General features: G+C 61.8%; 23 protein-coding genes. 12 read left to right on the top strand and 11 right to left on the bottom strand.

Annotated features, from left to right (window positions below):
- Positions 1–39: 39 nt before the first annotated feature.
- The 3 genes from Q3C01_RS13695 to Q3C01_RS13685 are packed head-to-tail and all read right to left on the bottom strand — an operon-like array spanning position 40 to position 3,031.
- Complete coding sequence (locus Q3C01_RS13695) at positions 40–1,086, bottom strand: DNA polymerase III subunit delta' (protein ID WP_458145846.1); 1,047 nt, start codon at positions 1,084–1,086, stop codon at positions 40–42.
- The gene (gene tmk, locus Q3C01_RS13690; protein ID WP_458145845.1) at positions 1,083–1,769 is read right to left on the bottom strand and encodes a dTMP kinase; all 687 of its coding nucleotides are present in this window, start codon (positions 1,767–1,769) and stop codon (positions 1,083–1,085) included. The genes Q3C01_RS13695 and tmk overlap by 4 nt, the downstream gene beginning before the upstream one ends.
- Before the next feature lie 2 nt (positions 1,770–1,771).
- On the bottom strand, positions 1,772–3,031 hold the full coding sequence (locus Q3C01_RS13685; RefSeq protein ID WP_458145844.1) for a D-alanyl-D-alanine carboxypeptidase family protein: 1,260 nt from the start codon (positions 3,029–3,031) through the stop codon (positions 1,772–1,774).
- A 154-nt stretch (positions 3,032–3,185) separates the two neighbouring features.
- Between Q3C01_RS13685 and Q3C01_RS13680 the strand changes: the two genes are divergently transcribed.
- Positions 3,186–4,142 carry an alpha/beta fold hydrolase gene (locus tag Q3C01_RS13680; RefSeq protein WP_458145843.1) on the top strand — a complete coding sequence of 319 codons (957 nt, stop codon included), beginning with the start codon at positions 3,186–3,188 and terminating at the stop codon, positions 4,140–4,142.
- On the opposite strand, the gene Q3C01_RS13675 is transcribed toward Q3C01_RS13680, so the two are convergent.
- Both Q3C01_RS13675 and Q3C01_RS13670 read right to left on the bottom strand, forming a co-directional pair.
- Positions 4,136–5,050, bottom strand: coding sequence for a septal ring lytic transglycosylase RlpA family protein (locus Q3C01_RS13675; RefSeq protein WP_458145842.1), 915 nt, complete (start codon positions 5,048–5,050; stop codon positions 4,136–4,138). The genes Q3C01_RS13680 and Q3C01_RS13675 overlap by 7 nt on opposite strands.
- Positions 5,051–6,043: 993 nt before the next feature.
- A complete protein-coding gene (locus Q3C01_RS13670) occupies positions 6,044–6,301 on the bottom strand; it encodes a hypothetical protein (protein ID WP_458145877.1) in 258 nt (85 codons plus the stop codon).
- Between the two features lie 167 nt (positions 6,302–6,468).
- Between Q3C01_RS13670 and Q3C01_RS13665 the strand changes: the two genes are divergently transcribed.
- Together Q3C01_RS13665 and Q3C01_RS13660 are read left to right on the top strand one after the other, a co-directional pair.
- Positions 6,469–7,047: a TIGR00645 family protein gene (locus tag Q3C01_RS13665; protein ID WP_458145841.1), complete on the top strand. Its 579-nt coding sequence runs from the start codon at positions 6,469–6,471 to the stop codon at positions 7,045–7,047.
- Positions 7,044–7,535: a GNAT family N-acetyltransferase gene (locus tag Q3C01_RS13660; RefSeq protein WP_458145840.1), complete on the top strand. Its 492-nt coding sequence runs from the start codon at positions 7,044–7,046 to the stop codon at positions 7,533–7,535. The genes Q3C01_RS13665 and Q3C01_RS13660 overlap by 4 nt, the downstream gene beginning before the upstream one ends.
- Before the next feature lie 33 nt (positions 7,536–7,568).
- Here Q3C01_RS13660 and Q3C01_RS13655 read toward each other — a convergent pair whose 3' ends face one another.
- Positions 7,569–7,886, bottom strand: coding sequence for a DUF1476 domain-containing protein (locus Q3C01_RS13655; protein WP_458145839.1), 318 nt, complete (start codon positions 7,884–7,886; stop codon positions 7,569–7,571).
- 490 nt (positions 7,887–8,376) lie between these two features.
- On the opposite strand from Q3C01_RS13655, the gene Q3C01_RS13650 reads away from it, so the two are divergent.
- The 4 genes from Q3C01_RS13650 (at position 8,377) to Q3C01_RS13635 (ending at position 11,253) form a co-directional block, all read left to right on the top strand.
- Positions 8,377–8,655: a DUF3551 domain-containing protein gene (locus Q3C01_RS13650; protein ID WP_458145838.1), complete on the top strand. Its 279-nt coding sequence runs from the start codon at positions 8,377–8,379 to the stop codon at positions 8,653–8,655.
- A 343-nt stretch (positions 8,656–8,998) separates the two neighbouring features.
- Positions 8,999–9,166 (top strand): hypothetical protein, encoded by a 168-nt coding sequence (locus Q3C01_RS13645; RefSeq protein WP_458145837.1) that lies wholly within the window; start codon positions 8,999–9,001, stop codon positions 9,164–9,166.
- Between the two features lie 1,183 nt (positions 9,167–10,349).
- Positions 10,350–10,586, top strand: a complete 237-nt coding sequence (locus tag Q3C01_RS13640; protein WP_458145836.1) for a hypothetical protein — start codon at positions 10,350–10,352, stop codon at positions 10,584–10,586.
- A 475-nt stretch (positions 10,587–11,061) separates the two neighbouring features.
- On the top strand, positions 11,062–11,253 hold the full coding sequence (locus tag Q3C01_RS13635) for a hypothetical protein (RefSeq protein ID WP_458145835.1): 192 nt from the start codon (positions 11,062–11,064) through the stop codon (positions 11,251–11,253).
- A gap of 1,142 nt (positions 11,254–12,395) precedes the next feature.
- On the opposite strand, the gene Q3C01_RS13630 is transcribed toward Q3C01_RS13635, so the two are convergent.
- The gene (locus tag Q3C01_RS13630; RefSeq protein WP_458145834.1) at positions 12,396–12,623 is read right to left on the bottom strand and encodes a hypothetical protein; all 228 of its coding nucleotides are present in this window, start codon (positions 12,621–12,623) and stop codon (positions 12,396–12,398) included.
- Between the two features lie 904 nt (positions 12,624–13,527).
- On the opposite strand from Q3C01_RS13630, the gene Q3C01_RS13625 reads away from it, so the two are divergent.
- A complete protein-coding gene (locus tag Q3C01_RS13625; RefSeq protein WP_458145833.1) occupies positions 13,528–13,704 on the top strand; it encodes a hypothetical protein in 177 nt (58 codons plus the stop codon).
- A 31-nt stretch (positions 13,705–13,735) separates the two neighbouring features.
- Here Q3C01_RS13625 and Q3C01_RS13620 read toward each other — a convergent pair whose 3' ends face one another.
- A complete protein-coding gene (locus Q3C01_RS13620) occupies positions 13,736–13,942 on the bottom strand; it encodes a cold-shock protein (protein ID WP_458145832.1) in 207 nt (68 codons plus the stop codon).
- 242 nt (positions 13,943–14,184) lie between these two features.
- Between Q3C01_RS13620 and dinB the strand changes: the two genes are divergently transcribed.
- A complete protein-coding gene (gene dinB / locus Q3C01_RS13615; protein WP_458145831.1) occupies positions 14,185–15,288 on the top strand; it encodes a DNA polymerase IV in 1,104 nt (367 codons plus the stop codon).
- 61 nt (positions 15,289–15,349) lie between these two features.
- Here the strand turns inward: dinB and Q3C01_RS13610 are convergent, their stop codons facing one another.
- The gene (locus Q3C01_RS13610; protein WP_458145830.1) at positions 15,350–15,643 is read right to left on the bottom strand and encodes a hypothetical protein; all 294 of its coding nucleotides are present in this window, start codon (positions 15,641–15,643) and stop codon (positions 15,350–15,352) included.
- A 911-nt stretch (positions 15,644–16,554) separates the two neighbouring features.
- Here Q3C01_RS13610 and Q3C01_RS13605 point away from each other — a divergent pair.
- From Q3C01_RS13605 to Q3C01_RS13595, 3 genes are all read left to right on the top strand, one after another.
- The gene (locus Q3C01_RS13605; protein ID WP_458145829.1) at positions 16,555–17,292 is read left to right on the top strand and encodes a transglycosylase SLT domain-containing protein; all 738 of its coding nucleotides are present in this window, start codon (positions 16,555–16,557) and stop codon (positions 17,290–17,292) included.
- Positions 17,293–17,443: 151 nt separating this feature from the next.
- On the top strand, positions 17,444–17,983 hold the full coding sequence (locus Q3C01_RS13600; protein WP_458145828.1) for a hypothetical protein: 540 nt from the start codon (positions 17,444–17,446) through the stop codon (positions 17,981–17,983).
- A gap of 597 nt (positions 17,984–18,580) precedes the next feature.
- Positions 18,581–19,042 (top strand): hypothetical protein, encoded by a 462-nt coding sequence (locus Q3C01_RS13595; RefSeq protein ID WP_458145827.1) that lies wholly within the window; start codon positions 18,581–18,583, stop codon positions 19,040–19,042.
- Between the two features lie 91 nt (positions 19,043–19,133).
- Here the strand turns inward: Q3C01_RS13595 and Q3C01_RS13590 are convergent, their stop codons facing one another.
- Together Q3C01_RS13590 and Q3C01_RS13585 are read right to left on the bottom strand one after the other, a co-directional pair.
- Positions 19,134–19,835, bottom strand: coding sequence for an HpcH/HpaI aldolase family protein (locus Q3C01_RS13590; protein ID WP_458145826.1), 702 nt, complete (start codon positions 19,833–19,835; stop codon positions 19,134–19,136).
- 12 nt (positions 19,836–19,847) lie between these two features.
- A complete protein-coding gene (locus Q3C01_RS13585; protein WP_458145825.1) occupies positions 19,848–20,654 on the bottom strand; it encodes an SDR family oxidoreductase in 807 nt (268 codons plus the stop codon).
- Positions 20,655–20,660 lie beyond the last annotated feature (6 nt).

The following is a 20,660-nucleotide window of genomic DNA, read 5'->3' as shown; positions in this document are numbered from 1 at the left end:
ATTCCTTTACGGCTCTCAAAAAAGAATGGAAACCAGCGCCTAGCGCGTTGCGTCCGCCAGCCAGCTGAACACCGAAAAAACCAGCGGCTTGCGCTCCAGATTGTAGGTTTCGGTGTCGCGCGCGGCGCGGACGATCTTTTCCCATACCTCTGCAAGCCGTGCAAGGCGCGGCAGGTTCTGGTTGGCGCTGGCCTCATCCGCATGCAGCCGCTCGACGATCCAGCGATCGATGCCATCGATGAAGGCGGCGAGCGCCACGCGGTCGCTGGTGCCGAGCGAATCGCCGAGCGTGTGCAACTCCTTTGGATCGACCTGCGGCAGGCGCGCGAGCAGCGCCGCGGTCCGCTGCTGGAGCTTCAGCGCATCGCCTCCAAGCAGCGTCAGCGCTCGCGCGACGCTGCCCTCGGAAGCCTCGGCCGCCGCTCGCAGAGCCGGATCGCTCACGTCAAGCTCGGCGGCCACAGCCGCTGCGCCGATCACGTCGTCGGTCGCAAGCGAGCGCAGCCGCAGCTTGCGGCAGCGCGACTGGATCGTCGCCAGCACTCGCGCCGGCGCGTGGCTGACCAGCAGGAACAACGATTGCCGTGGCGGCTCCTCGAGGATCTTCAACAACGCGTTCGCCGCGTTCGGATTGAGCTCGTCGACGGTGTCGACGACGCAGACGCGCCAGCCTTCGGCAGCCGCCGTCGAGCCAAAGAACGCGATCGTCTCGCGCGTCTCGTCCACCGTGATCACCGTGCGCATCACGCCGCGATCATTTGCGGTGCGCTCCAGAGTCAACAGTCCGCCATGCGAGCCGGCGGCGACCTGACGCACCACGGCGTCGCTCGGATCGATCGACAGATCCTCGGCCCGCTGCACAGCGGGCACGAGTGGATGGCCATGCGCAAGGACGAAGCGCGCCATCCGGTACGCCAGCGTCGCCTTGCCGATGCCTTGCGGTCCGCCAATCAGCCAGGCATGCGGAATGCGTCCGCTGCGATAGGCGGTGAGCAGCGCCGCTTCGGCTTCGCGATGGCCGAACAGGCGGCTGGTCCCGCGTGGATGCGGGATCGCACTCTCGCGCTCAGTCTGGCGAGGGCTCATGCGGACGCCGCCTTCGTCGGTGCGCTGAACACCCGATCGCGCAACGCTGCCCAGATTCGCGCGGCGACCGTGTCCGCATCGCCGCTGGCGTCGATCAGAACGCAGCGCCCGGGATCGCCGGCCGCGATCTTGCGATAGGCCTCGCGCAGATCCTGGTGGAATTTGAGGCTCTCGCCCTCGAAGCGATCAGGCGTGCCGCTGCCGCGCCGCGCCGACGCGCGCTGGAGACCGATCTCGACCGGCAGATCGAGGATGATCGTGACGTCCGGCTTGAGATCACCGATCGTGACCCGCTGCATCGCGTTGATGACGCCTTCAGGTACGCTGCCGAGACTGCCCTGGTAGGCACGTGTCGAGTCGGCGAAACGGTCGCACAGGACCCACGTGCCCTGGTTGAGTGCCGGCTCGATTACGGTGCGGACATGGTCGTCACGGGCGGCCGCGAACAACAGCGTCTCGGCATCCGGCCCGAGCAGCTTGCCCATCCCGGACAGCACGAGATAGCGCATGATCTCGGCTCCCGGCGAACCGCCAGGCTCGCGAGTGACGATGGTCTTCAGCTTTGTGGCGTTGAGCCGGTCGGCGAGCCGCTTGATCTGGGTCGACTTACCCGAGCCCTCGCCGCCTTCAAAGGTGATGAATCGCCCGCGCCCGGACGGCGGCTTCACTGCAATCTCGGTCATGATCAGAGCTTCTCGGCGCCCGCGCGGAACATGCCGATCACGAGCTCGCTCGCGCCGTCGATGGCGCGCCGCATGGTTGAGCCGGTGCCGATCGCCTCCGCCGCATAAACCGGTGTCTCCACAGCGATTTGACCACTGCGCCAGACCCGCACTACGCCGACCGGCTGCCCCTCCTGGACCGGCGCGCGCACCGGACCGCTATAGACGATACGCGCGATCAGCTTGTCGCCGCCGTTCTTGTGCACCATCACCTTGACCGGAGTCTTGGCGACGAGCTTGACCGAGCGGCTCTCGCCGCCGAATACCTTCGCATAGCCCACCGGCTGGTCGGCCGCGATCAGGGTTCGGGTCTCGAAGTTGCGAAACCCCCATTCCAGCATTTTCTTGGCTTCGGTGGCGCGATCCTCGGAGTCTTCAAGACCGTTGACGACGACGATCAGCCGCGTGCCGTCCTGCACGGCCGAGCCGACCATGCCGTAGCCGCCCTCTTTGGTGAAGCCCGTCTTCAGGCCGTCAGCACCGGGCATGGCATTGAGGAGCGGATTTCGGTTGGGCTGGCGGATCTTGTTCCAGGTGAACTCCTTCTCGCCGAAGAGTTTGTAGAACTCGGGATAGTCCAGGATGATGTGGCGCGCGAGAATGCCGAGTTCGCGCACCGTCATCTTGTTGCCGGGATCGGGCAGCCCGTTCGAATTGGCGAAGGTCGATTTGGTCAGGCCAAGCTCGCGGGCGCGCTTGGTCATGAAATCGCTGGCGAAAAGGCGCTCGTTGCCGGCCAAGCCCTCGGCAAGCGCAATGCAGGCGTCGTTGCCGCTCTGGATGATCGCACCATGCAGGAGATCGTCGACCGACACCTTGCTGTTGATGGCCGCAAACATGGTCGAGCCGCCGGAGGGCGCACCGCCTCTCCGCCAGGCGTTCTCGCTGATCCGATACTCATCGGTCAGCTTGATGTCGCCCTTCTTGACCGCGTTGAAGACGACCTCCGCGGTCATCAGCTTCATCATGCTGGAGGGCGCACGCAGCTCGTCGGCATTCTTCTCGAACAGGACGCTGCCGCTTGACGCCTCGATCAGAATTGCGGTCGGCGCGTCGCCATCAAAACCGCCTTCTTCCTTCTTGGCGCCCTGCACGCTCTGATTGGCGGCATAGAGCACCCCACCCCAGCCGAGGCCGAAGGCCACGCCGGCCACAACGAGCCCGCGCGCCAGCCACCCGGCGGCGAACCGGGATGGGCGGGTCGGAGGAAAGCGAAATGCCATGGCGAAGCCCTGAGAGCGGCGTTCTAACAGTTGGCCCCTGCGCAAACAACAAGGGGAACCGGATCATCACCCGAAGATTGCACAGGCGGGCCGGCGTCCCTATCGTGGCGCCTCACGATTTCCGACCAAACCTCTGAAAAAAGGCGGAAAAGCGATGTCCTCCTCCCGCGTGATCCCAGCCAATGGGATCGATCTTTTCGTTCGCGAACAGGGCCAGGGACCGCTCGTGGTCCTCTGCCATGGCTGGCCGGAACTCTCCTACTCCTGGCGTCACCAGATCCCGGCGCTGGCGGCGGCCGGTTTTCGTGTCGTCGCCCCGGACATGCGGGGCTATGGCCGAACCACGGCCCCCTCGGACGTCGCCGCCTACTCCATCTTCGACACGGTCGGTGACGTCGTTGCCCTGGTGCGCGCACTTGGCGAGACCAAGGCCATGATCATCGGCCACGACTGGGGCGCGCCGGTGGCCTGGCATGCGGCGCTGTTCCGGCCGGACATGTTCACGGCGGTGGCAGGCTTGAGCGTTCCGCCGCCGCTCCGCGGCCGCGGCAAGCCACTCGACCTGTTGCGCGACAACGGCATCACCAATTTCTACTGGCAGTACTTTCAGACGCCCGGCGTTGCCGAGACCGAGCTCGAGCGAGATGTCGCCCACACCATGCGCGTGGTGCTGGGCGGGCGCGGGCTATCGGATCCGACTGCGGCAATGTTCGTTCAGGACGACAAGGGTTTTCTCGGCCACGCCAGCGGCTCGGAGCCGCTGCCGAGCTGGCTGACGGAGACAGACCTCGCCTATTTCACCGAGACCTATCGCAAGTCCGGCTTCCGCGGCGGCCTCAATTGGTATCGCAACATGGACCGCAATTGGGAGCTGACCGCGCCCTGGCAGGATGCGCAGATCCATCAGCCCTCGCTGTTCATCGCGGGCTCCAAGGATGCCGTGATCACCGGATTGATCGGCTCCAAGCGCGTCAATGAGCTCGAGCGCGTGCTGCCCAACCTGAAGCACAAGCTGATCATCGACGGTGCCGGCCACTGGGTACAGCAGGAGCGGCCTGACGAGGTCAATGCGGCACTGGTGAAACTCCTGAAGGAAAGCGCGGCTCAGTAGAGCCCGCGGCCGCTCAGGATGTTCCGCGCCTCTGCCGCGCCGTCGTCGGGGACATAGGCCGCCGATGGCGCCGTATCCGAGGTATCGCGGCCGTCCTCATCATAAGACACTGCGCGCGCGTTCTGGAGCGCGCGGCCACGGCCGCGGCTCGAAGCCGACATTTCCGAGGTCGCATTGATCGAGGCGACGTCGGCCGAAGTATTGCCGAGGCTGTACGGCCGCCCTTCCGGCAGCGGAACGTCGCCACGGATCGCGCCATGGTTGGAGGCTAACAGCTCCGGGACGAACGGCCTCGCCGAGGCGACGCGGACCATCGAGGGGGTCGGCGCCGGAATGCCGGTGCGCAAGGTGGCCATCAGCTGGCGGTCGTCGGAGCCCTCTAGGGGCGCCCGGCCGACATACTCGACACGGACCTTGGCGACACCATTGCCTTTGAATTCAAGCAGCTCAGCGGCCTTGTTCGAGACGTCGATGAGGCGGTTGCCGTGATAAGGCCCGCGGTCATTGACCCGGACGATCAGCGATTTGCCGTTGGAGAGGTTGGTCACCCGCGCGTAACACGGCATCGGCAAGGTCGGATGCGCGGCGGTGAGCGAGCCCATGTCGAAGATTTCGCCATTGGCGGTCAGGCGGCCGTGGAAATCGTCGCCGTACCAGGACGCGAGGCCCTCGGCGCGGTAGTTGGCGTCTTCCTCCGGCACATACGTCTTGCCGGCCACCACGTAGGGCTTGCCGACGCGGTAGGTGCCGCCGCCCTTCGGCACGGGATCACCCCAGGCCACTACGCGTGGGCTGGAGGACACGCCGTATTTCGGATCGACGCGGCTGGCGAATTTGCCCGATGAGGCACAGTTCGCGAGCACGAGGCAGGTTGCGGCAGCCGCAACACCACGCGCGGCCCGCACCATCGAATCTGACCGTCGGATCCCCATTCGCCCCAATACCATCTCGCCGGACGCGTGCCCACAAGGAGGCCTTCTGCCGGACTTTGCCCGAAACGGCCCACCACCGGTTCGGAAGTGGTGACGATATCGCAACGTGATCACGGCGGAAATGGGGAGCGCGTGACTCTCCCGTCGAGATGGTAAACCGGAGGTTGGCATTCTCCCCGTTTATCTACGGCGTGCCGGCGCACGAAGCGCCCTATTCCCGTCCCAGTCCTGGACAAACTGTTGCGCCGAATCCTCACTGCTTCCCGATTGCAAGTGCGCACATTGGAATCCTTTTGACTGTGCAAGGCGGTACGCGTCTTGTCGTGTGTGCGAGGGGCGCAACGGAAGTTTGCGATGATTGAGACGGTTTCGGCATTGATGGGTCTGGTAAGCGCGGCGATCTTCCTTGCCCATGCGTTCGAAGGATACCGCACGAGGGCATAATGCCTCGCGCGGAAGCATCACCTCTTTCAGTTGAGCGCGTTCGGAAACTTTTAATCAATCCGGTCGAGCATCGAGCAAGAGAGCGGCAGGTGTCCTATGCACAACCATGATCTGGTGTCCGACGGCTTTCTGGCGTTGACCGCAGGCGGCTTGGTTCTGCTCTGCTCGAGTTTGATGGCTCTGGCGTTCGCCTGAGGCGCGCCAACCTTTCCCTATCCGTCTGCCGCGATGTTGCGGCGCAATAGCCCGCCCGGTCGGCTTGTCCAGTGTTTTCGGACCGCCCGCCTCCCTTTTAGTTGATTGAATTTCCGCCACTCGCGCCTCGACTCAATTTCAAGAGGCCATCACCAACGAGGGTGACGAGACATGCTTGCCGAGAAATTCATTCTGGTTCTGGAAACGCTGATCCGGACGAGCCGCAGTTATCCGGACGGAAGCCCCCGCGTCGTCAGCAGCTCCCCGCACGTACCGGTCAAGCTGCCGAGCGAGAGCAAATAACCAGCAACGCACGCGATCTGCGCCAGCTCAGCGTACGCCCAGCACCGAGCGGCGATAGCCGCTACTCTTGGCTTCGTTCAGGCAGACGAAGCTGCCGTCAAACCCCTGCCCGTAGAGCTTCTGGCCCTTGGCGTAGTAGCGCCCTTTTCTGAAATCCAGCCACACCACCTTGTCGTTCGGACAATAGCGTTGCGCCTGGTCCGCGTAGCGAAATGGCGTCAACGGCAGCGCGGCCGCTTCGGTGATCGCGGCTCCGCAGAGCACGATGGTTGCAACAGCCGCAATCGTCCGCACGATGTCTCCAATGATGTCAGCTGAAAATCAGCGCCGCCCGGAGGTCAGGATAGCATCTCGCCGCAGGTGGCGCACGATCCTGACGTCGCGTCTTCCGCAGGCCATCATGTCGGGCTACATCTGGCCACCGTGCAACCGAAGCGGGGAATTGCCTGAAAATGTCGAGCGAGCCTGAGACGACGAGCCAGCCCCGCCTTCCGGCCTCGCCGCGCCTGCGCGCGTTGCCGATGGTCATCTTCGGCTCGCGTTGGCTGCAGCTGCCGCTCTATCTCGGGCTGATCGTCGCGCAATGCGTCTACATTGCGCTGTTCGTCAAGGAGCTCTGGCATCTGTCCTGGCACGCGCTCGATCTGACCGAGCAGCAGATCATGATGAGCGTGCTGGCGCTGATCGACGTGGTCATGATCTCGAACCTCCTGGTGATGGTGATCGTCGGCGGTTACGAGACCTTCGTCTCGCGGCTCGATCTCCAGGGCCATCCGGACGAGCCGGAATGGCTCGGCCACGTCAATGCGAGCGTGCTGAAGATCAAGCTTGCGATGGCCATCATCGGCATCTCCTCGATCGCGCTGCTGCGCACCTTCATCGAGGCCGGCAATCTCGGCTCCGGCCGCGCCAGCTTTACCGAGCAGGGCGTGATGTGGCAGGTCCTGATTCACATCACCTTCGTGGCGTCGGCGATCGGGATCGCCTTCGTTGACCGCCTGAGCGACACGGCCACGCGGAATCACGAATGACGCCCAATCCAACTCCCGTGACGGACACCGATTTCTCATTCAGGGCCGCCCGCCGCGACGACGCGGAAACGGTCTTCAATCTCACCAAGGCGTCGATCAGCGGCCTTTCCGGAACATCCTATTCCCGCGACCAGATCGTGAACTGGATGGGCGACCGCACGGTGGCGTTCTACGAAAATCTCATCGCCAGGGAACGAATGACCGTGGGCCTTCGCGATGGCGAGGTGGTCGGCTTTGTCGACGCGGAGCCGGGCGAAGTCACCCGATTGTTTATCCTGCCCGAAGCGGCAGGCACGGGACTTGGGCGAAAGCTGCTCGAGATCGGGATAGCCGCGGCGAAGGTCGGCCACGCGGGGCCGATCAGGCTCGAGGCGACCATCAACGCCGAAGGCTTCTACCGCAAGCACGGCTTCAGGAGCATCAGGCGGGGTTACTTCTCCCACGGCCTCGGCCGCGAGCCGATCGAGATCGTCCACATGGAGCTGTGACCTCCGAAAGACATCTGCATGCTCGGGACCATCCTATTCGGGCCCCTTCAGCTGCTGTACGGCCTGATGCAGGAATTCCTGCAGCTTCTGCGCAACCTGCTCGGGCGTAATTCCCTTGCCGGCGAGATCGCCGGAGACCTTTCGCAGGACATCATCGACCGTCTTGTTGTCCAGATTGGCGGTCACGAGCTCCGTCGAGTAGCTGGTTGCGGCATCGCCGCTCAGCCCGAGCTGCCCTGCGGCCCACATGCCGAGCAGCTTGTTGGACCGGGCCGTGGCTTTGAACATCAGCTCCTCGTCGTGAACGAATTTGGCCTCAAAGCCCTGCTCGCGCTTGTCGAACGTGGTCATGGTCAGGCTCCCTCCCGTTGCGACCGTCTCCGTGGTCGCTTTGCCAACCGAGTCGGTTACCTGGTCGAGCCGTCGGCCAAACGATGGAACCGCCGGTACGGGCCGTCGGGGATCAGGTCATGCGCTGGAGTATAGCACAGGCGCGGCGACCAGCCTGGGGCCAGCCCCGCCCGATTTACTACTCATTATGGAGGACCGCCGTGGGCTTGCCGGAGGCTGCCCCTCGCTACACATCGGCCCACACAAAAACACCCCCGGCATGTAACTGCCGGGGGTGTGTTTTTTAAATAATGGATAAGTAAAGCAATAGGTGATCTTTAGCAGGCGACGGACATATCGGATGTGAAGCAGTTCACACATGGCGAGAAAAAATCGCGCCTGGGCGGACGGGCGGGCCTCATGGCCTCAACGCGGTCGATCGCGTTAAGGCGGCATGTGCAACGGTTCGAAGTCCAGCCCGCGCCGAGACCTTACGACAGGAGATATGATCATGCGCACGACGCTAGCCATCCTGGCCCTGCTGGCCGCGGCAACAGCCGCTCACGCGGGCTCCGCCCTTCCCGCCTCCTATGAATACCCCTGGTGTGTCTTTGGCGAGCAGCTCGGCTGGTCCGGCGACTGCTCGTATGAAACGAAGGCACAGTGCCTGGCGTCTGCCTCGGGGCGCTGGAACACCTATTGCGATCTGAACCCGCGCGTCCTGTTCAGGCAGCAGCAGACCGGACAGCAGCCGGGCGCGCAGCAGCCCCGGGTGTACCGCAGGCAGTGAGGCCTCCGCTCGACGCAGCGGCATCAGAGCATCGGCGTTGAAAAACAGGCCGCGGGACCGGCACGGTCCACGCTCAATCAAAAATGCCGAAAACAACCCCATGCACAGTAGCGCGGGGCCTTGCCGGCGCGGATCGCCTCGGCGGCGCCCGCGATTGACACGCCGGGCAAAATTCCCAGCACAACCATCGGGCTTAGCCGCACGCGCCAGCAGCTTGTCTTGGCGCGACCGCGCGCGACCGTGAGAGTACCTGGGAGAGTGCCTGGCCGATATTCCGCGCGCTTGCCGTCATAAATCCGCAATTTTACGGCGCTCTGCCCCTTCCAAAACACCGGGGTAAGTGATGACGGAACGGACACAACCAGGAACGACGCCGCGTGATCGCATTTTGGAAGCAGTTCAAAGGGAACTCAGTGAGTTCGAGCGGCGAGAGATCGAATTCCGCAAGAAGGATCGCCAAGAGCGCGCGGCCGAGCTGCGGCTCCCCTTGAAGGAAGTCAAAATCCACTGATCTTGAAGGCTGATTGCGCGGGGATCACCTCGTGCCCGCGTTGCGGACAGACGCGCGGTTGGAAACCGAAAGACGCGCGAACAGCTCAGACGGTAGTTGGCCGCGGCGGCGGATAGGGAAACGCGGCACCATGCACAACGTCTTCCTTGGCATTACCTTCGTTGGAGTCGTCGTGATCGTCTTTACCGCCCTCGTCGCCCTCGAAAGGATGATCGGGTAGTGACCCTGCAGCACTGAGACGTCCCGTGCTGAAGGTGTCGCGGGCCGAAGTGTCCGCTCTAAAGCGCGATGAGATTAGAATCAATCGTCATCGCGCTTTAGGTTGTTGTTTGCGAACGATCTCTGCGCAAACGCGTTCCGCGTTTGTCGCGAGGGAAAACCGCTTCGCACTTTTCCGATTCATGCTTTAGCGCGCGGCTTTCTCCCGCGCAGCGTTCAGATCCGCTTTTATCTCCGAGACCGCCGCTCCGTTGGCGGACTCTCGATTTGGGGGCGGCTCGTTGAGGTCGCGAGCCCATGGTGCGCCGGGTCGAACCGTCGGCCTCCCGTGGTCGGAATTCGCGCAAGCAGAAAGAAGCATACCAACAAGGGTCAACGAACCTGCCGATTTCATCACCCGGGTGCGCATGCGCATCCAACCGGTTACCCCGAGAATTGATCCTCGGTTTCGCAATCACCGATCGGAGGGATTGTGCGGAACGGCCCGTTGCCCCCGGCAAGTGAGCGCTCGGCAACTTCCCCGGCTCCGCGACTGCCATCGTGATTTTTGTCTATCCCGTCCGGGGCTCGGCACGTCCGTCGCTCCATTGCTACTTTTAGGACGCCTTGTGGCAGCTCCGAGGTTGAGGGACATTGTTCCCATTTCAAGCAGTTCATTTGGGGGCAAATCATGCCCGAGATTCTGGAAGACCTGTTGTGGTGCGCGGCCCTGGCAACATGGCTCATGCTTCTCTGCGGCTTCGCCGGCGCGGCGTTGCGGCCTCTCGCAAAGACAATTCGCAAGCAACTCGAGATGAGGCCGAGGTCAAAAGAAAGGCGAAGCTGAGCCGGTTCGCAGCCGGTCATATTCAAAGATGTGACCGCACCGGGAATGCGGCAGGCCTGCATCGCGACCCTGCCCGCCCCCGGAACTATTTACATATGTTGGACATTTCAGCTTAGGGCAGGCTCTTGGAGCTTTGGGATGGGTATGCTCGACCCTGGTCGCTTTCTGATCTCGTGTCCGCAATGCGAGGCCTGGCCGATGTCGGCCAACCTCAAGCACGCAAGCTGGTCGAGCCGACCGCATGAGGTGACGTTCGTTTGCCCGAAGTGCCGCCGTCAGGAGGCTGCCATCATCTCTCCCTACGGCGAACTGACGCCGATCAAGCCGCGCGCCGCGCCCTCCCAGGCAGCCCAGGCGAAAAACCGGGTCTTTTGATTGAAGCGTGCGCGTACCGTTCCGTGCCTGGCGCCAATTGTCCCAAGTGGATGGTTGCCAGCATCCTGACTTGCTGGATGCAAACTGCGGTTGCCACATACTGAGTGTGCTGTGATTGCGGCCTCAATGGAGGCACGGCACGGCCTACGCATTTTCGCACTGGCATTCAGCTTGGCGCGGACTGGTTTGCGTGGGCGGGTTTGTCCTTTGGCTCCTGTCATATCTGACGTGGCACCCATCGGACGGCAGTCGCATGGAGGCCGACGAAATAAACCCTCGATTCACTTATGTGCTCGCAGGAACCAAGCCTCTAGGGAAAACTCAGCGATCACGGGGCTTTTAAATCTTGGAAGACCGCTGATCGCGACAGCGGCCTTGCTTCTGGAACGCACTGACGGAGTTAGGACGAGGCGGCAATTGGCGCCGCGGCGTTTCCAATCGGGGGGGCTAACCTCGCTTGTCGGAGCGTTGAGTGATGCCAGAAACCGCGCACTTGCCAACATTCGATGACACCGTGCACGCATCCGCTCATGAGGTCGAGGAGACCCCGCAAGAGGATCGTGTGCTCGGATTTTTGCTGTTGGCCGCCCTGCTGACGACAACGGGCGCTTGGATTTACTTGCTCGCACGCGCCTTCTGGGCTGCTGCCGTATGGATCGTAACATAGCTTCTGCCCTGCGCCCCCTGACGACAGCCGCCGGCTAAGTCGCTTTTACTCCTCTTGGTACGGAAGTGGGGTAGGCTTGTAATGCTGGCGGCCCAGGAACGTGTCCTGACGGTCGGCTTCTTCAAGGATCCTGAGCGACCTCATCATGACCTTTCCGATACGCAGCTGATGGAGGGCAATCTCGGCCGCCAGGTTTTCGGGGCAAGATATGATCCGATCCTTATTCATAGGCCGACCTCGGAACTAGGACACTGCCGAAAGACGGCCCCGGCACCACCTACAATGCCGGGGCCGTTGGAGTCTGCTTGGCGAAATTGAGTGGCCAAGCCGAGCGAGCCTAGAGCGGTCCGGCTTTTTGTACTGTCCAATTTTACACACAGGAACCGATTCAAATCTGCCTGTTTTTCCCGACTTGATTTGTATTTGTTATAGCGGCATCGGCAGTCGTGGGTAGCCTTGTCTCGCCGGGCAGACGTTTGAATTCCCGATCTACTGTTGTATCCGGGGCTGGTCGCAGCTTAAGGGTTGGCTGCGGACTTATTTCAACACGGAATTAGATCAGCGCTTTCGAACTGAGGCCGCCTGCGAGGCGGCCTCTTTGTGTCGACAACAAAGAAGGCCCCGGTGGGCTGGCAGCGAACTACGATCTGGGATCGGCTCGTGTCCCCTTACAGGGGGATTATTGAAGTGACCGCAGCACGTCAGGAGCACACGAGATTGCCGCTTGTTCCTGACCACCAAATGGCAGCGGGAATCGGCGTCGATTTTTTCGGGCCGTGCCGAATGGGCTTGAATATAGCTTGATCCTTGAGCGTCGCGATTGGCCGTACCGCGGCAGTCACAATACATGGATCAAAGTGAAGAACCGCAGCCATCCGGCGATGGAGCGCGAGCCCTGATCGCGGCCACGGCAAATGCGGCATATGGGTGCGGCACAGAGGCGTACTGGATCGGTGAGGCGGACGACACGATGGGACTGCTCCCAGAGGAGTAGCCTGGCACCTCCGGGTTGGAGACGCCAGCACCTGGCCCACGGTTACGAGGACTACATCGGAAGTCGGTGCGCCCTCCTTTGAAATTTACTGCAAGTTGCAAATTGCAGAGATTGGGTGTACTTTTGCGGTGTTTCGAACCATGAATATTTATAAATTCGGATTTATGGCATGGTTGCCCAGACGACGTTTGTGGTCGGCACCCGCATCAAGATAAGCCAGCTCGGCGCCCTTCAGTGCCCCGATCTGGCTAACAAGACTGGTACGGTCGTCGAAGTCAGTCTTCGTACCACCGGTATCACCGTGTTGCTTGATGGCGGGGCAAGACCAACTTGCCTCCACCAGGACTACGTATCCCCTCTGGGATAACAGATTCATGCGGGCCTTCCCGGTTGCGGTTCCCGTGCGACTGGCGCCGGCTGGCAACGGCGCATTGTAAAATCCAAGGCGAGCGCGAAGTTGAGGCGATCGGCCAAGATCGAGAAGATGCTCTCAGGGGAAAACGAGCGGTAGGTCAGCGCACCTGCATTTTCCGAATCGGCAACTCGTGTTCGCTCTCTTCTGGTAGTTCCGAACTGCTGGGCATACATGCTGAGCCATTTCGTCTCGATCCTTCTGCTTGCCATCGCCCTCACCCTGACCTTGTGCTTCGGGGTAGCAGCTTGGCGCCAGTCGGCCGGCAAAGACATCGACATCACCGCCACGATTCCACATCAGGAATACGGCTGGAGGTCGAGGCCGACAAATTGAACGCCTGGCGCTCGCCCTGCGTTTGCCAGAGCATGCGCCGTCGATAACGGCGTGAACAACCGAACGCAGACGGGCTGAGAAGGAGAAGCGAAGCTGAGCGACACCACATTGGCCAAACTCATCGTCGCCGTATTGCTTCTGACCGCGTTGACGGTGTGGCGCGCGTCGGAACCGGTACGCGCATCTTGTCACCACCATTGCCCCACTGATTTCTCCGCCATTCGTCGATAGTGTCCCGCCACGAAATTGGAAATTGACGGAAACCTGGGCGACCTCGGTCTGCATGTGAGGCACATCAACAGCCGCCGTTTTGGCGGCATCAGCAGCGCTCGTCGTGCCGATTATCCGGGAAGCTTGGGTCCGCTTCCGGCCGACGGCCACCATAAGGTATTCAGTTGTTGAAATTGGCGTCCACCAACTGGCGGCGGTGCTCAGTTCCACAGAGAATAGTTATTTTTGATAACAATGTTTGTTCTGACGTAATCACGCGATTACGGTCAGCGCCCGCTTTAGTAACAGTTCGGGGCGTCCCATGACCGGTTTCCAAGCCAAGCTAGAACGTTTTGAAGGCCTCGCTACCGAGTGTGAGTTGATGGCCACGCGACTGGATGGAAACAAGCGCGAGCTGTACCAGCGACTGGGCGCGCACTATCGCGAATTGGCTCACGACATGCGTACCCTGATCGCCTCGTTCGACGTCGCCGCGTAGTGGTTCGTACTACGTCCTCGCCGGCGCTCCGTCAGCCAATCCGCAGATCTTCCGCCGACATCTTGCCCGAGCGCCCCGCCCTCAGCTGGTAGCTGATCCGCGCGCCTTCGGCCAAGCCCGTGTACCCGGCCTTCTCGACGGCGCTGATGTGCACGAAGACATCTTGGCCACCTTCATCAGGCTGAATGAAGCCATAGCCTTTGGTCGCGTTGAACCACTTTACTTTGCCCATCGCCAATGTCGCAGTCTCCGAATCAATAAAATATCTTCCAAAGCAAAGGATACTCTAACCACGGATACCTGACTGTTCGATTCCTGACACAGCAGCAGGACCCGCCGGCCGGGATCTCTCCAGAGGCGGCCGCCGTCGCGGTCGTCGAGATGCTGGACTCGATCGGCGACAGCTGCCCGGAGTCCCGGCCTTCGGATCGAGGCCCAGTTCGCCGCGACTTCGCTGTTGGCTCTCTGTACAATCGACGCATGGCCCCACCCGATCCGGAGCAAAGCGTCTCGACGGCGCCTCATCGCAAGATCATCCATATCGACATGGATGCGTTCTACGCGTCGGTGGAACAGCGCGATAACCCGGAACTGCGCGGCAAGCCGGTCGCGGTGGGCGGCTCGGCAGAACGCGGCGTCGTCGCGGCCGCAAGCTACGAGGCCCGCAAGTTTGGCGTTCGCTCCGCGATGCCGTCGATCACCGCCAAACGGCAGTGTCCCGATCTGATCTTCGTCAAGCCGCGCTTCGAGGTCTACAAGTCCATCAGCCGACAGATCCGCGAGATCTTCGCCGAGCACACACCGATCATCGAACCCTTGTCGCTCGATGAGGCCTACCTTGACGTCACTGAAAACCTTCAAGGCATCCCGCTCGCCAGGGACATCGCCCTGGCAATCCGCGAAAAAATCAAGGTCGAGACCGGCCTTAACGCCTCCGCCGGTATTTCCTACAACAAGTTTCTGGCGAAGCTCGCCTCCGATCACCGCAAGCCCAATGGGCAGTTCGTCATCTCGCCCGAGATGGGACCGACCTTCGTAGAGGCACTGCCCGTGGGCAAATTCCACGGGATAGGTCCCGCAACGAGCGCGAAGATGAATGCCCTGGGCATCTTCACGGGTCTCGACATGCGCAACCAGACGCTGGAGTTCATGAACGCAAACTTCGGCAAGTCGGGCGCCTACTACTACTGGATCTCACGCGGCATCGACGAACGGCCTGTTCGAGCCAACCGCATTCGGAAGTCGGTCGGCGCGGAGAATACGTTCTCGACCGACCTGACCGACTTCGACACAATGGTCGCGGAGCTCAAGCCGCTGATCGACAAGGTCTGGCGACACTGCGAGTCGGCGGGCACCCGAGGCCGAACGGTGACGCTCAAAGTGAAGTTCGCCGACTTCGAGATCATCACGCGCAGCCGGTCCGCCCCTTCGATTGTCGCGAGCCGTCGCGATCTCGCAGGATTGGCGATCGCTCTGCTGGAGGACAACATGCCTCTGCCGAAGCCGGTGCGCCTCCTCGGGGTGTCGCTGTCTTCCCTCCACGTCGGGGATGACGCCGAGCCGCAACTGGATTTCGGGCTTTGAGCCCGGACTAGATGTGAATCTCGACCACCAAGGGGCGGTGTCGCTGCGATCGTCCGCAGGGTCAAGACGGCCTTGGCAGCAACAGGATCAGCAGCAGCGCCAGCGTAAAATCCAAAGCGAGTGCAAAGCTGAGGCGATCGGCCACCCCGGAGAAAATGTTCTTGATCGACGTGGATGGCTGCTGTCCCAACCGGCCGTCATCCTTGGCACGTGAAACATTTGGCCGCGGAGGCTCAAGATATTGCGCATATGCCAAATATTCGGCGTGTCGTCTGCGTGAGACGACTTCGCGAGTGCCGTAGCCTATGGCAAAACCCAAACCGATTGCCGCGAGCAGAATTGCCAATCCGAGCATAGAATAACCTATCGCTGCCTCACTCCGGTTGTCGTTAACCCGGATTGGTCGAATTTGATCCTGAGCGGAGCGTTTGCGAACTTGCCATTCGCCTCATCAAGGAAGCACCTTGCAGCTCCGACCGGCGTTGGTGACCACCCGGTGACCAGGTACCAGAGCCGCGGCGCGGGCCAGCCGGTCCTCTAGTTGACGCCACAACGCTTGCGCGGGCGCCCTCACGTTCATTCTGTTGCTATCGCGAACGCAGGTCTCCGGATCGCGAGATGCCTTCCATGCTTTGCTCATCGCCCCGCATTAACCCTGTCTCTGATCTTGTCCCGTATCCACGCCGGCTGGTTCACTTCTGCCGCTAAGCCGCCTCATTGGATATCTGCAATCGTCTCCGATTTTCGGGCGCTCATTTCCGGCGGGCTTTGAGCAAGGCTTCCTCCTCGGACAGCGTGAAATCAGATGAGAGCAGCTCTCATCCTTGTTGGCCTCAGTACGCTCGCGGTGATGGAACTCAAGACACCACCGCGCACGGCAAAGCCTGTGAACGATCCGCCCGCTCGGGCGGCCGTTGTCTCATACGATACGCTGACGACCGCGGACCGCCTTGACATCCCGCATATGTTTCAAGCGCCGCCGCAGCCGATCGCCTCGGGCAAAGTGACTCCTCCGCCCGATCAAACCTCAAATGTTGGGCCTTCGAGGATTGAAGAGCAACGGAGCGCACACCGCGGAAAATCCGCGGTCGTGCTGCCCAGAGCTCGGCCCGAACAGCGAATTTCCAAGACAACCGCGAAACTTGACCGCGCCAGACCGGTCGCAGAGGTCAAACCTTGCCCGTCAGGTGTCGTCGATGGCCTGCTCCGAGCGTTGAACCTGCCAACACGATGCCCGACCTAGCGCAACCATTCCTCAGAAATGAGGTGGCCGACGGTCTCGCGCGGCGCCTCGCGCATGCGTCAGAGCAAACATCCCGCCCCGGCGAGATTCGCCCACCTCGTCCGGACGAGCGCGCGTACGTTGTTACCGGGCGGCACTGGCTGTCGGCGGAATCCATCACGACTGTCCTTGGAGTGGCGATCGGCCTGGCCTTCGTCGCAAGTGTCGTCCTATTTCGCGATGCGCATTTGAACGGGACATTGATCGACAAGACGGCCGCAAAGGCGTTGGTCGAGCGCATCATCGTCGCCGAGTCCAATGGTGACTCGAATGCCAGGAACAAGCGCTCGAGTGCCACCGGTGCTGCCCAGTTCCTCGATAACACGTGGCTCGAAACAGTTCGAAAGCACCGACGCGATCTGATTCAGGGGCGCAGCGACAAGGAGGTGTTGGACCTGCGGCGAGATCCCGAGCTTGCGCGAGAGATCGCCACGCGACTGGTCGAGGAGTATGCCGCGATCCTCAACAAGCACGGTCTGCCGGTCACACCCGGCTCTCTCTACCTCGCGCATTTCGCGGGACCGGCCGGCGCAGTAGCGCTATTGTCGGCTGCCGAAAATGCCGATGCGGCTTCACTTATGGCTGCCGCTGACGCAACGGGTCGCACCTCACGCGAAAAACTGGTCAATGCCAATCCGTTTCTCAAGGCACTGACGGTAGGCGATATCAAAGGGTGGGCCGATCGCAAGATGGCGGTAGGCAGTTCGCCGGGGCGCTCGTAAGAGCGAAAGAGGTCGACAGCGGAAAGGAAAACTCCTCCGCCGCGACTTGAGCCGTACCGAGCCCATTAATAGTAAACCAACCCTTAACCTGTCGTTGGTAGCTTCGGCCGGTCTGGGTGGCGACCTTCCGATCAAACGGGAGCGAATACCCATGCCCGTCGAGATGCTGACTTACGCCGAACTCGGCGAAAGGCTGAATATTTCTCCGGAAGCGGCAAGAGCGCTCGTCAAGCGACATCGACTGCCGCGCTCCCGTTCGAACGATGGCAAGACGTTGGTGCAGGTTGACCTCAGCGAGATCAGCCATTCTCCCATCACGCGCGTATCCCAGCCCCCTGCCGGTCACCAGGTGGTCAGCGCCTTAAAGGATCACATCGCGACTTTGCAGGCGGATCTCATGGAGATGAAGGTGATCGCCGGCGGTCACCGGGCGGACTTCGAAAGAGAGTGCGATCGCACCAGCAAGCTCCTGGCGGAATTGCTGAAGGCAAACAGTGAAACTACGGCGGCTCGAGAGAAAGCCGCCCACCTGGAGGGAACCTTGTCGACTGTTGGGCGGCCTTGGTGGCGGCGACTGAGGAAGACTTTGGCGCAAATCCCGCTGGGTGTTCGGCGAAGTTGGTCGTTGCCAGGTCACGCCGTTGTCGTGGCGCATGGAGAGGAAGAGCAAGACGTCCCCAGCGCGGTCTGAGGGCCGCAGTCCGCCAACGCCAGGATGGACAATTATCCATCCGGCGGCCATTTCATTTGCGCGCATGGGAGCGCCGGCCCAAAGCCGTATCGGCGGCCAAGAGCCAGAGGCCAGAGCTTCTAGTCCGTCTTGGCCTCATGCGCTCGGATCAGCGCAAGATTTTTCAGAACGCGCTCGGCCAACGACTCCTGTTCAGCATCGCTCTCGCGATGCGAACTTTCGCCTGCCTCATAGCTTGCGAGGTCCTTGCGGTCGTTATCTACCGCCCAACGAAGCCGACCGATGGATTTCATCGAATTTGCCCGCCACAATGTGCCCTTATCGGCGGCCCAGCACACTGCCCCCGCCGAAACGTGTGCCGGGCCTAGCCAGTCCGGCTGGTCGAACCCTGACCGGCTAGTGTCGATATTGAGGCAAGAATGCGATTTTGGGAATTGCTCGGCTGCAACACTCGATAGATTTTAGTAGGGCCGCAGCAAGTTCAGCACGGCCCCGGCGCCGGCAAAGTGGATCCATTCATTGCAACGCGCCTCTCGTCTTATTCTAGGCTGATTCCGACGCGACGCTTGGATCGGGCGACGCTCGGGACCAATCGGCATGATCAGAACTATTGCCGCTTGCATCATATGCGTGGTTGGCGTGGTCACCCCGCTCGGCCCCAGCCGCGCGCCAGCACCAGCTACCGAAGTTGGCACCGCGTCGGATTATCCGGCGGTCAGCGCCAACAAAAGCGATCGGCTTCCGATCCACAGTGAAGCAATCGCTCCGAAGGTCGCCGTCGAGGCGGAAAAGCCGGCCGTGCCGACACCCCAAATCGCTGCTGCTCCGCCGCCGGCCGAACCCAAGGCGGATCGAAAGCTGCCTGAGTTCACTCCTCGTCACTGGCACGATCCGTCGGCTTCCAGAAACAAGATCCAAAACCGCGGTACCGCTGAGGCGAAGAGGCCACAGACACGTCCGATCGAAAAGCCAAAGCAAGTGAGCGAAGTGAGAAACTGCAGTTCAGACGGGCTGGCTCCCCTCCTGCGGCAACTCAACCTGCAGCCGGCCTGCGACTGACAAGCTCCAGCGCCGGGCCGTCCTCTCCGCCACGTGTCACTTCGACCCGAAGCCGACATCCGAAGGGGTCCAACCGCGCTTTTGATTGATCCTACCGACCGAGCATCTTCTTCACGCCGGCCAGTCCGACGCGAAGGAACGGATCGGAATGGATGTAGAAGTACCGCACACCCTGCTCGAGCCAGGACGGCAGTTCGTCCGATGTCACGAGCGTGCCGGCGACCTTGCCGGCCGCGCGAATTTTCTTCACGGCAACGCCGACCCGCTCGGTGACCGCCAGCGGCCGAGGCTGGCCGAACGGTGGGGCTGGCGGATACCCCATGTTCTGGGACAGATCGCCGGGTCCGATGAAGAATACGTCGATCCCCTCCACCGCGAGAATCTCATCGATGTCGTCGATCGCTTTCGGCGTCTCGATCATCGCGATGACGAGCCGTTTCTCGTGGTCAGCGGGACACGCATAACGAACCGCATCGACGATGGCGCGCGCCTGGTCGGCGGTATCGACCATCGGAACCATGAGACCATCGGCGCCGGCATTGAGATAGCGGATCAGGATCGGCCGCTCATGCGAGTGCGGGCGAACGACGGCCGTACCACCTGCCCCGCGGATCGCCTGCGCGGTCACGCGCACATCCTCAAAACTCCAGGTGCCGTGCTCGCAATCGACGAAGATGGCATCAGCCCCGAGCTCGACCAGGCGGACCGCCAGTCCCGATGAAGCATGGTGGGGCGTGAGCATGGTGATCGCCTCGCCCTTGGCAAGACGCTCGCGCAGTTTGGCTCCGTTCATGGGAAATCCTCTCTACTCGCTCTTGGGCTTGTCGCTCAGGCCTGCGGGGGATCCGACCCAGCGGGCCGCCTCGATGTCCGCGGACGTATCCCGCATGAAAGTCGGACAGATATGCAGCTCCGGGATCACGGCACCCTTTTGCAGGCTGGCGCAGAGCAGGACCGCGCGCGCGACATCGTGCGGATTGAGCATCACCGCGCGCTCGCTTTCCGCCGGCGGACGCGCGCGATTGTCCATGATCGGAGTGTCCGTCTCTCCCGGCAGAATCGTCGTCGCGCGAATGCCCTGGTTGCGGTAGGTATTATGCAGGAAGGTCATGAAATTCTTGACGCCTGCCTTGGCCGCACCATAGGCGGCGCCGCCGAGCAGGTTCGGATTGATGACCGCCAGCGAGGAGACAGTGATGATCGTGCCTTCCTTCCTGGCGATCATGTCTTCCAGCACGGCCTGGGTAAGGTTGAACACCGCGGTGAGATTGACATTCACCGTGGCGTTCCACTCGGCCTCGCTGATGAACCGTGCGTTCAGCACGTTGCTGGCGCTGCCAGCATTGTTCACGAGGATGTCGATCGACCCGACATTGCTCTTGACCCAGGCGACCGTCGCCAGGATCTCGTCCCGCGACGCTATGTCGAGTGCACGGGCGAACGCCTTGCCGTCTGCTTTCTCAATCGCTGCGACGACTTCCTGTAAGGGTGCGATGCGGCGGCCGGTGAGGACAAGCGTTGCGCCTTCCTGAGCCAGAAGGATCGCGGTCTCGCGTCCGATTCCCGTTCCCGCCCCGGTGACGAGTGCGATCTTCTTCTCCAGCAGGCCCATAATTCC

This window comes from Bradyrhizobium sp. UFLA05-109, assembly GCF_054185165.1.
Note: the sequence above shows the minus strand (reverse complement) of the source record. Positions and strands in the feature narration are given on the sequence as shown.

Coding starts and splice junctions, on each gene's coding strand:
- Q3C01_RS13665 (WP_458145841.1), top strand. CDS start 6,469: ATGTCGAGCGAGCCTGAGACGACGAGCCAGCCCCGCCTTCCGGCCTCG.
- tmk (WP_458145845.1), bottom strand. CDS start 1,769: ATGACCGAGATTGCAGTGAAGCCGCCGTCCGGGCGCGGGCGATTCATC.
- Q3C01_RS13590 (WP_458145826.1), bottom strand. CDS start 19,835: ATGAACGGAGCCAAACTGCGCGAGCGTCTTGCCAAGGGCGAGGCGATC.
- Q3C01_RS13675 (WP_458145842.1), bottom strand. CDS start 5,050: ATGGTGCGGGCCGCGCGTGGTGTTGCGGCTGCCGCAACCTGCCTCGTG.
- Q3C01_RS13630 (WP_458145834.1), bottom strand. CDS start 12,623: ATGAATCTGTTATCCCAGAGGGGATACGTAGTCCTGGTGGAGGCAAGT.
- Q3C01_RS13600 (WP_458145828.1), top strand. CDS start 17,444: ATGCCCGTCGAGATGCTGACTTACGCCGAACTCGGCGAAAGGCTGAAT.
- Q3C01_RS13635 (WP_458145835.1), top strand. CDS start 11,062: ATGCCAGAAACCGCGCACTTGCCAACATTCGATGACACCGTGCACGCA.
- Q3C01_RS13660 (WP_458145840.1), top strand. CDS start 7,044: ATGACGCCCAATCCAACTCCCGTGACGGACACCGATTTCTCATTCAGG.
- Q3C01_RS13655 (WP_458145839.1), bottom strand. CDS start 7,886: ATGACCACGTTCGACAAGCGCGAGCAGGGCTTTGAGGCCAAATTCGTT.
- Q3C01_RS13650 (WP_458145838.1), top strand. CDS start 8,377: ATGCGCACGACGCTAGCCATCCTGGCCCTGCTGGCCGCGGCAACAGCC.
- Q3C01_RS13640 (WP_458145836.1), top strand. CDS start 10,350: ATGGGTATGCTCGACCCTGGTCGCTTTCTGATCTCGTGTCCGCAATGC.
- Q3C01_RS13645 (WP_458145837.1), top strand. CDS start 8,999: ATGACGGAACGGACACAACCAGGAACGACGCCGCGTGATCGCATTTTG.
- Q3C01_RS13610 (WP_458145830.1), bottom strand. CDS start 15,643: ATGCTCGGATTGGCAATTCTGCTCGCGGCAATCGGTTTGGGTTTTGCC.
- Q3C01_RS13680 (WP_458145843.1), top strand. CDS start 3,186: ATGTCCTCCTCCCGCGTGATCCCAGCCAATGGGATCGATCTTTTCGTT.
- dinB (WP_458145831.1), top strand. CDS start 14,185: ATGGCCCCACCCGATCCGGAGCAAAGCGTCTCGACGGCGCCTCATCGC.
- Q3C01_RS13625 (WP_458145833.1), top strand. CDS start 13,528: ATGACCGGTTTCCAAGCCAAGCTAGAACGTTTTGAAGGCCTCGCTACC.
- Q3C01_RS13685 (WP_458145844.1), bottom strand. CDS start 3,031: ATGGCATTTCGCTTTCCTCCGACCCGCCCATCCCGGTTCGCCGCCGGG.
- Q3C01_RS13695 (WP_458145846.1), bottom strand. CDS start 1,086: ATGAGCCCTCGCCAGACTGAGCGCGAGAGTGCGATCCCGCATCCACGC.
- Q3C01_RS13585 (WP_458145825.1), bottom strand. CDS start 20,654: ATGGGCCTGCTGGAGAAGAAGATCGCACTCGTCACCGGGGCGGGAACG.
- Q3C01_RS13595 (WP_458145827.1), top strand. CDS start 18,581: ATGATCAGAACTATTGCCGCTTGCATCATATGCGTGGTTGGCGTGGTC.